Consider the following 9,562-nt stretch of genomic DNA (forward strand, 5'->3'; position numbering starts at 1 on the left):
CGCGGTCCAGAAGGGAGAGGTCCAGCTCGGACTCGGGGAGGGATCCCTTCCCGTACGCGGCGAGGTAAAGGGCGTCCAGTAGGGCCTTTTCCGGCCGGGCCAGGTAGTACCCCTCCGCCAGCTCGAAGCCGAAGAACAGGTCCTCACGCAAGCGCCTGTATTCCACCACCTGCTCCAGCACGCGCAACCTCCTGGTCTTGCGGGGAGTGGCGAAGGTGAGGACGTAGGGGACCAGGCCGAGCACGCCCGCTCTGGAAAGGGCGCTTTCAAAGGAGAGGTAGCACGGGAAATAGAGCTGCGTGGCGATCTTCTCCGCCGGAGGGTAAGTGTCCGGAAGGAGGTAGACGCCCCGTGCCGCGCGGCGCAGGACTCCTTTGCCCGAAAGCCTGCTCAGAGCCACGTAGAGGCTTTCTCTCTCCAGCCCGGTGACCTTCTTCAGGTCGGACACGGTGAAGAAATCCTTACCAGTCGCCCTGAGCTTCTCCAGAAGCTCGATGTCCCTCATCTTATCACTCCGTTCTCGCCCGACTAGCTACGCTCTACACGCGCCCGCCTCTTGCGGGCCTGAACAGGCATCTGCTGCCGCGAATATCGCGCCGCAGCGACAAACGACTCGATCAAGCCTCAGTCGACCCGCGCACGATCCACAATGGCCCCGCGCCGGCTTCTCGGCGGCCGACCGACAACTGCCGGTGAGTCACGCCAGCTCCTCGATGACCGGCCAGTATTTTTGAGGCAGGAACCTGCGAAGGTCCCGCCGCAGGATTTTCTTGTCCAAGGAGATACCCGGTGCCCGGTAGGGCATCCTCAATCTCTGGCAGATGAACCACAGGTCGAAGAGGTCTTTGGGCGCTGTGCGCCCCCTCACGCACTCCGCCTTGTCCTTGTATAACTGGGACAGGGTGGCAACTTTTCCCAGATCTCCACAAGATAGGTCCACCTTTTGGAAGCCGCGTCGGACACCTCCGCCTGGCGGTGCGGCCGGACCAGGTAAGCTGCCAGTTCCTCGACTTTTCCGGCCAGGGAGTCCTCAGGCATGGCGAAATCCAGGCCCTCGGAGAAGCGGGGCGAGCCGTAGGCCAGACGGAAGCGCGGTCCCACCCCTGAAGACCAGGTGCTTACCGTGCTCCGTGGCGAGCAGGGCGTCCAGGATGACGACCTCCCAGTATTCCCTCGCCACCTGGGTCACGTGAACACCCAGCTCGGCCGCCAGGCGCTGTGCTTAAACCTGTTCCATATTTCTTAACAGAAATGTTAAGATATTGGGAACAGGATTGCAAGACGTCGATGAGAACACGTCGACTTTTCCCGTGAAGAAGAATAGGCGTTACTCCCAACGTCGCCAAACGGAATGAGACGTGCCTTGCCTGCTACCTGGTTGAGACCAACGACATCTCCGCTGTGGCGATGACCTAGGCGGTTTAGGCCGGGTCTCTCCCCTCAGAGGTCAGGACCCGGCCTCTGCCCCCGGATGCGGAAGGGGCCTGGATTGAGATCATCCGGAAAGAGCCCGAATCCCGAAAGGGCCTGATCCAGGTTCCTCCGATCCCGGGCGCGTTCACCCGCGGTCCGCGCCCCCGGTATAATGTCCCCCGGAAAAGGGTACGGCTCCCATGTAAACTTCTTCCCGGTGCTTCCGGAAATGGCGATTGTGATGCGACCAATCCCTCCTCGACCACGACTCCGGAGGCATAACCCTCTCGCGGGTTCAGGTCTCACCCAAAGGGGCCGGGGCCCGCACCTTGATTTCAACCTGCGTGGGGAGACGGCACAGGTCCGACCGCGTCTCGGCAGGGCCGGGGCATGCCGATACCTGGTTCGTACGGATACCCTATGGGGTATCACGATTCAAGACCTGACCCCTTGATCTTCCTGCGCTTCCGAAAATCTTCGACAAGAAGGGATCCACCTCTACGGGATTTGGGATAAAATGGAATACGCCGAGGGCCTGCCTCCTGACCCTTTGCAGTCACCGGCGGCGGGTATCATCTTTGATGACGGCCTCGGTTAGGCAAGGCCTTCGAGGGAGGAAGGAAGGCCGCCTCCGCAGGGGGTTGACGGCCGGAGCGAAAAGGGGGCTTGAGATGCTGAGGACGGTCCGTTCCCAACACCGCCGCGCTTTCATCCTTCTAACCTCTCTCGCGCTGGCGCTGCTGCTGTTCCCGGCGGGCACGCCGCCCGCAGTCGCGGGGGGCGTCACGCGGGGAGGGATGGTCTCCGGGTATGGTATGGACGGGGCCTTTCACCTCTGGCAACCGGTGGTGAAAAGTCTTGCCGTGTTCCAGAACACGCTTTACGTGGGGACCAGCAACCAGGGCCCGGGGGACATCTGGAGCTGGGACGGGATGGAATGGCAACTGGAGAACCCTCCCGGCTTCTGGGGGGCCGACTTCGAGGCGTACAACGCCGGAGTCGCCTCCCAAGCGGTCTTCAACGGCTACCTTTACATCGGCACCTTAAACCTCGACGGCTGCGAGATATGGCGCAGCGACGGTTCCTCATGGGTCCGGTTGGTCGGACCCGGCGGGAGCCTCGGTCGTGGCTTCGGCGACACGGCCAACCTCATCGCCGCCTCCATGTGCGTCCTCGGCAACCGCCTGTACGTGGGCACGGCGAACTACGCCACGGGGCTGCAGGTCTGGGGCACCTCGGACGGCACCTCCTGGACGCGGGTGGACGGGGGCGTCTTCGGGAACAAGAACGTCGTCGCGAGCTCCATGGCCGTATGGACCCATCCCGTATCCTCCACCACCTACCTCTGCGTTGGCACCTGGAACGACGATACCGGCTGCCAGGTATGGGGTTACGACACGACGGGGTGGGTGTCGCTTGCGGCCGACGGTTTCGGAAACGCCAACAACGCGGAGGCGGCCTCCATGGCCGTCTTCGGGGGCCAGCTATACGTGGGCACGCGCAACGAGGTCACGGGCCTCCAGTTGATGCGCCACGACGGCACGAAATGGACGCAGTGCGACGGCGGAGCCTTCGGTGCCCACAACACCTCCGCGTCCTCCATGGCCGTCTTCGGGGGCCAGCTATACGTAGGCACCGCGAACGCGGCCGGGGCCCAGGTATGGAGGTCTCCGAACGGAAGCAACTGGACGCGCATAGACGGCGGGAACATGAACCCGGGCGAGGTAACCAGTTACAACTCCAGCGCTATGGCCACCTATCAGGGGGCGCTCCTGGTGGGTACGGAGGGAGGACGGGTGTGGGCTTACGACGGCGAATCATGGTCCCTGGTGAACACCCCCAATTTCACCACCAACGCCAACGTCTCCGCCTCCCGAATGACGACATACAGAGGGCTTCTCTACGCCGGGACCGGTAGCCCGCTGGGCTGCGAGGTGTGGTCCTTCGACGGCAGCACCTGGACGGCGGTGGGCAAGGGAGGGTTGGGGAACGACAAGAACCGTAACGTCTCCTCCATGCAGGTATTCGGGGACAGGCTCTACGTCGGTACCTCGAACTATTCTCAGGGCTGCGAGGTTTGGCGTTACGACGGAAACTCCTGGCAGCCGGTGGTAGGCCCAGGGGGGTCCGCGCCACGCGGCTTCGGTAACCCGAACAACACCTCCGCGTCCTGTATGGCCGTTTACCTGGGGCCCGGTGCCGAGGAATGGCTCATCGTAGGGACGGCCAACGACGCCGGCTGCGAGGTATGGGCTTATAACGGCTCGACCTGGGTGGAGCTTGTGGGCGCGGGGGCTCCCACCGGGCCGGGCTTCGGGGACCCGGACAACGCGGCGGCCCTCTGCGCGGCCCTCTACGCGGGGAAGCTATACGTGGGAACCTCCAACCATAACGACGGCGGGCAGGTGTGGGTCTTCCAGGGCGCCTCCTGGGCCAAGGCCAGCGCCGACGGCTTCGGCACCGCCCAGAACCGCGACGTGTCCAGCATGACCGTTTACGGATCTTTCCTCGTGGCCGGGACCTACAACTACAACGCGGGCTGCGAGGTGTGGGCTTACGACGGGGCGAACTGGGCAAAGACCTCCTACAGCGGTTTCGGCTCCAGCGAGTTCAAAGACGCCGCGAGCATGGCCGTCTTCGAGAAAACCCTCTACGTGGGCACCAGCGGAGACAACGGGGGCGTGGTGTTCAGCGCCGACCACCTGGGCGACCCCGAGGCCTGGACACCGGAGACGGCGAAGGGCTTCGGTACCTCCCTAAACTACTCCATCGAATCTCTGGAGGTATATTTTTCCAGTCTCATAGCCGGTGTCGCCAATTATTACCAGGGTTGCTCCGTATGGGCCCTGGGCAACACCTGGTACCTGGCGGAGGGGTGCACGGACGCGGGCTTCGAGACCTACGTGCTGGTGCAGAACCCGGGGGTGAACCCGGTGCACGTGGACTTCACCCTGAACACCGGGGGTGGGGAGGTCAAGCCCCCGGAGCTCCAGCATGTGGAGATCGGTGCCGGGTCGCGGCGCACCTTCAATCCCGGGGGGTTCCCCGGTGCACGTGGACTTCACCCTGAACACCGGGGGTGGGGAGGTCAAGCCCCCGGAGCTCCAGCACGTGGAGATCGGTGCCGGGTCGCGGCGCACCTTCCTCCTCAACGCCTACGTGACCACCACAGACGTGTCCACCCGGGTGGACTGCCTCGATGGGAGGGTGATCTGCGAGCGGGCCATGTATTGGAGGCCGGGGGCGGGCGTTCCCTGGGCGGTGGGCCACGACTCGGTGGGGCTCACCTCCCTTTCCAGCACCTGGTACCTGGCCGAGGGGGCCACGGACATGGGCTTCGAGACCTACGTGCTGGTGCAGAACCCGGGGGGTTCCCCGGTGCACGTGGACTTCACCCTGAACACCGGGGTCGGTGAGGTCAAGCCCCCGGAGCTCCAGCATGTGGAGATCGCTTCGAGACCTACGTGCTGGTGCAGAACCCGGGGGGTTCCCCGGTGCACGTGGACTTCACCCTGAACACCGGGGGCGGGGAGGTCAAGCCCCCGGAGCTCCAGCATGTGGAGATCGGTGCCGGGTCGCGGCGCACCTTCCTCCTCAACGCCTACGTGACCACCACAGACGTGTCCACCCGGGTGAGCTGCACGGATGGCCTCGTGGCCTGCGAGCGGGCCATGTATTGGAGGCCGGGGGCGGGCGTTCCCTGGGCGGTGGGCCACAACGGGACGGGGGTGTACCGTTCCAACCCGGTTTGGTACCTCCCCGAGGGGGCTACCGACCTGGGCTTCGAGTCCTACGTGCTGGTGCAGAACCCGGGGGGTTCCCCGGTGCACGTGGACTTCACCCTGAACACCGGGGTCGGTGAGGTCAAGCCCCCGGAGCTCCAGCATGTGGAGATCGGTGCCGGGTCGCGGCGCACCTTCAACCTGGGAAATTATGTAAAGACCACGGACGTCTCCACCAAGGTCCTCTGCCGCGACGGGAGGGTCATCTGCGAGCGGGCCGTGTACTGGAGGCCGTCGCCGGGCAGCCCCTGGACGGTGGGCCACGACTCCCGGGGCATCTCTCCGTAAAGGCCATAAAGAGGCCCTGCACCTGAGAAATACGGGCGGGATGTCCTCCCCGTTGGGGTCAGCCCTTGAACCGTGGTATCCCACCGGGCATAGGCTCAAGGATAACCGGACCTTGATTCTAATCTACAAGTATACTAATCTACTTGTAGACATCGAAGAGGAGGTGTGGGCATGGGAACGGTGACGGTGCGCATCCCTGAGGATAAGAGGGACAATCTGAAGGTGATCGCCAGCCTGGAGCGCAGGAACATCAAGGACATCCTCACAGAGCTTATAGATGAGTACCTGGATAGGCATCGGGAAACATTGGAACTTCTTTCCAAACCGGAGTGGCTTGAGGCCATCCGCAGAGGGAAGGAGGAGGTCGAACTCGGCGTGAAGGGAAAGTCCCTGCATGAGCTGGAAGGTTGAGGTAAAGCCCACGGCGGAAAAACAATACCGCAAGTTGGACAAGAAAACCAGATCCCGGGTTCTTGATGCGCTCTTGAAGCTGGAAGGCGCGGAAAACCCCTTCATGTACCCTGATATGCGCCCCCTCACCGGCGAGCTAAAAGGTGACTATCGTCTCCGAGTGGGAGAAATGAGGATTCTCATCACTCCCGACAAAGAGCGGAAGATACTTCACGTATACACCATCCTCCCTCGCGGTGATGCCTACGGAAAACGATGAGACGTGTCAGGGCGGAACATGTGGCATACCTCACCCGCAGGCAGGAGCTTCGCGCCGCGCATGCCGCCCGCTCCAAGGGGACAAAGGCCTCCGGACCCCAGGAATACAAGTCCCGCGACGAGGGTATATAAATCCCTAGTAAGACCTGGGAAAGGGGGTTGTCATGCTCTCGAACTCCTGCCTCGGCGTTCTCCGCTTTCGCCGGATGACCGTGTTCCTCTCCTGCCTGGCGCTGGCGCTGCTTCCATGTCTGTCCGGACCGCCCGTGGCTCTCTCGGCGGACGGAACGCGTGGAGGGCGCATTTCCCAGGATGGCCTGGTAGGGGCCTACTACTTCCCCCAGGGTGAGGTATCCGGCCTGGCCGAGTTCCAGGGGAGGCTATATGTGGGGACGGGCGCCGGTGAGTCGGGGCCGTGCGGGATATGGAGCCTCGAGGGTGACAGCTGGAGGATAGAGACCCCGCCGGGCTTCCGGGAGGGCCCACCGGATGAGTGGGACAACGCTGTCCCCTGCATGTCTGTCTTCAAGGGCCGCCTCTACGCGGGCACCTCCAACCTGGCCGGGTGCGAGATATGGCGCACTGACGGTTCCTCCTGGGAGCGGGTGGTGGGCCCCGGTGCCTCAGTAAGCCGGGGTTTCGGCAATTCCAAGAACACCACCGCCTCCTCCATGGCCGTCTGGAAGGACCCCGCGACCTCCACGGACTACCTCTACGTCGGCACGTCCAACCAAGACGGTCTCCAGGTATGGCGCACATCGGACGGCATTGCCTGGCAGAGGGTGGACGGGGGCGCCTTCGGATCCGGGAACCGGGAGGCATCCTGCATGACCGTCTTCCGCTTCGGGACCGCGGACGTGATACTGGTGGGCACCTACAACTCCTCGGGGGGAGAGGTTTGGGGCTCGGCCAACGGGACCTCCTGGGTGATGGGGATCGTCCCCGGTTTCGGGAACCCGCAGAACGTAAGGATCGCCTCCATGGCCTCCTGGACGGACCCCACCACTTCCACGGAGTACCTCTTCGCGGGAACCGAGAACCAGGCCACCGGGCTGGAGATATACAGCACCTCCAACGGCATCTTCTGGGGGCGGAACGACGGGGGCGCCTTCGGTTCGCAGAACCTGGCCGCGACCTCCATGGCCGTCTTCGGGTCGCAGTTGTATGTGGGGACACGGGGCACCCAAGCCCTCCAGGTCTGGCGCTACGACGGGAGCGGCTGGACCCAGGTGAACACCGGTCCCCTGCATCCCGACAAATACCACAGCAACACGATCGCCCGCGCCATGCTGGTCCGCGGGGGGAAGCTTCTGGTGGGCGCCGGCTGGCTCGGGGAACTGTGGGAGTACGACGGCTCGGGATGGGAACGGCTCTACTTCACCTTCTTCTCGCCGAACACCAATTCCACGGTCAGCGGCATGGCCGTCTACGACGGGCTCCTCTACGCGGGGACGGCGGGCGAGAGGGGCTGCGAGGTTTATTCCTTTGACGGCAGCGCCTGGAGGGCATGCGCGCGGTCCTCGGTCTTCGGGGACCTGAACAAGAGGGTGGAGTCCATGGCCGTCTTTAAGGGCAGGCTATACGTAGGGACGTGGAACCGTCTGGGCGGCTGCGAGGTCTGGGCCTACGGCGGCTCGGACTGGACCTGCCTGGTGGGGCCCGGGGGCCTCATCGGGGGCGGCTTTAGGAACCTCATCGCCACGGACATCAACACCGCCGCCACGAGCATGGCCGTCTACATAGGCCCGGACGCCAAGGAGCGCCTTTACGTGGGGACTTACAACAGCCAGGGCTGCGAGGTGTGGTCCTACGACGGCGCGTCGTGGACCTGCGAGGTGGGCGCGAGCGGGCCGATGCCTCAGGGGTTCGGGGTGGCGAGCAACCGCGGCGCGGAGAGCATGGCCGTCTACGGCGGGAAGCTCTTCGTGGGGACGCAGAGGGCCGGCGGCGGCCAGGTGTGGGCCTACGACGGCTCGGGCTGGAGCAAGGTCGGCGCCGACGGGTTCGGCTACTCCGACAACTACTCCGTATCCTGCATGGAATGCTTCGGGAGCCTGCTCGCCGCCGGCACCTGGAACTCCGCTTCCGGCTGCGAGGTGTGGGTCTACGACGGGACGGCGTGGGCCCGCATGGCCTCGGAAGGCTTCACCTCCCCGGCCCACGTGGAGGCGGAGAGCATGACCGTATTCGGGGGACGCCTCTATGTGGGGACGCGGAATGACACGAGCGGGGGCGCCGTCTTCAGCACCGACGGGACCGGGAAACCCTTCACCTGGGAGCGGGAGACGGCCGAGGGGTTCGGGAACGCCTACAACCGGGCGGTGGAATCGCTGGAGGTGTATTTTTCCAGCGTGATCGCCGGGGTCCATAACGCCTATGATGGAGGCTCCGCCTGGGCCCTGGGGAACACCTGGTACCTGGCGGAGGGGTGCACGGACGCGGGGTTCGAGACCTACGTGCTGGTGCAGAACCCCTCCATCTACCCGAGACACGTGAGTTTCACCCTGAACACCGGGGGCGGAGAGGTCAAGCCCCCGGAGCTCCAGAATGTGGAGATAGGCCCGGGGTCGCGGCGCACCTTCCTTCTCAACGCCTACGTCACCACCACGAACACCGGGGGCGGAGAGGTCAAGCCCCCGGAGCTCCAGAATGTGGAGATAGGCCCGGGGTCGCGGCGCACCTTCCTTCTCAACGCCTATGTGACCACAACCGACGTTTCCACCCGGGTGGAATGCAGCGACGGACTGGTCATCTGCGAGCGGGCTGAGTACTGGAGGCCGGGAGTGGCGAGCCCCTGGGCGGTGGGGCATGACTGCTGCGGGCTGAACACGCCCCACACCACCTGGTACCTGGCCGAGGGGGCCACCGACCTGGGGTTTGAGACCTTCGTGCTGGTGCAGAACCCGGGTGGGGCGGCGGCCCACGTGGACTTCACCCTGAACACCGGGGGCGGAGAGGTCAAGCCCCCGGAGCTCCAGAATGTGGAGATAGGCCCGGGGTCGCGGCGCACCTTCCTTCTCAACGCCTACGTCACCACCACCGACGTCTCCACCCTGGTGCAGTCCCGGGACCGCCCGGTGATCTGCGAGCGCGCCGTGTACTGGAGGCCCGCGGCCGGGAGCCCCTGGGCGGTGGGGCACGACTCGGCGGGCCTGAACGCCCCTGGAAGGACCTGGTACCTGGCGGAAGGGGCCACCGACCTGGGGTTCGAGACCTACGTGCTGGTGCAGAACCCGGGGCCCTCCGCCGTGCACGTGGACTTCACCCTGAACACCGGCGGCGGTGAAGTGAGACCCACGGCGCTGCAGAACGTCGAAATACCGAAGGGATCGCGGCGCACGTTCCTTCTCAACGCCTACGTCACCACCACCGACGTCTCCACCAAGGTCTCCTGCCGGGACGGGATGGTG

Annotated in this window: 8 protein-coding genes; 5 read left to right on the plus strand and 3 right to left on the minus strand. The window is 64.6% G+C overall.

Features of this window, described 5'->3' with window-relative positions; translation table 11 throughout:
* From H7007_RS12210 to H7007_RS12220, 3 genes are all read right to left on the minus strand, one after another.
* A partial coding sequence (locus H7007_RS12210; protein ID WP_287155589.1) for a type IV toxin-antitoxin system AbiEi family antitoxin domain-containing protein occupies positions 1-505 on the minus strand: 505 nt, incomplete at its 3' end.
* Positions 506-697: 192 nt separating this feature from the next.
* Positions 698-868, minus strand: coding sequence for a hypothetical protein (locus H7007_RS12215; protein WP_287155590.1), 171 nt, complete (start codon positions 866-868; stop codon positions 698-700).
* Positions 865-1,101: a hypothetical protein gene (locus H7007_RS12220; RefSeq protein ID WP_287155591.1), complete on the minus strand. Its 237-nt coding sequence runs from the start codon at positions 1,099-1,101 to the stop codon at positions 865-867. Before H7007_RS12220 ends, H7007_RS12215 begins: the two co-directional genes overlap by 4 nt.
* A 983-nt stretch (positions 1,102-2,084) precedes the next feature.
* Between H7007_RS12220 and H7007_RS12225 the strand changes: the two genes are divergently transcribed.
* The 5 genes from H7007_RS12225 to H7007_RS12245 form a co-directional block, all read left to right on the plus strand.
* A complete protein-coding gene (locus tag H7007_RS12225; protein WP_287155592.1) occupies positions 2,085-4,829 on the plus strand; it encodes a ligand-binding sensor domain-containing protein in 2,745 nt (914 codons plus the stop codon).
* A gap of 48 nt (positions 4,830-4,877) precedes the next feature.
* Positions 4,878-5,483, plus strand: coding sequence for a DUF5719 family protein (locus H7007_RS12230; RefSeq protein WP_350340657.1), 606 nt, complete (start codon positions 4,878-4,880; stop codon positions 5,481-5,483).
* Between the two features lie 171 nt (positions 5,484-5,654).
* On the plus strand, positions 5,655-5,894 hold the full coding sequence (locus tag H7007_RS12235; protein ID WP_287155593.1) for a hypothetical protein: 240 nt from the start codon (positions 5,655-5,657) through the stop codon (positions 5,892-5,894).
* Positions 5,878-6,153 carry a type II toxin-antitoxin system RelE family toxin gene (locus H7007_RS12240; RefSeq protein ID WP_287155594.1) on the plus strand — a complete coding sequence of 92 codons (276 nt, stop codon included), beginning with the start codon at positions 5,878-5,880 and terminating at the stop codon, positions 6,151-6,153. The genes H7007_RS12235 and H7007_RS12240 overlap by 17 nt, the downstream gene beginning before the upstream one ends.
* A gap of 163 nt (positions 6,154-6,316) precedes the next feature.
* A partial coding sequence (locus H7007_RS12245) for a DUF5719 family protein (protein WP_287155595.1) occupies positions 6,317-9,562 on the plus strand: 3,246 nt, incomplete at its 3' end.

Origin of the sequence: Candidatus Solincola tengchongensis, assembly GCF_015711935.1 — a bacterium.
Taxonomy (GTDB): Bacteria; Actinomycetota; Geothermincolia; order Geothermincolales; family RBG-13-55-18; genus Solincola_A; species Solincola_A tengchongensis.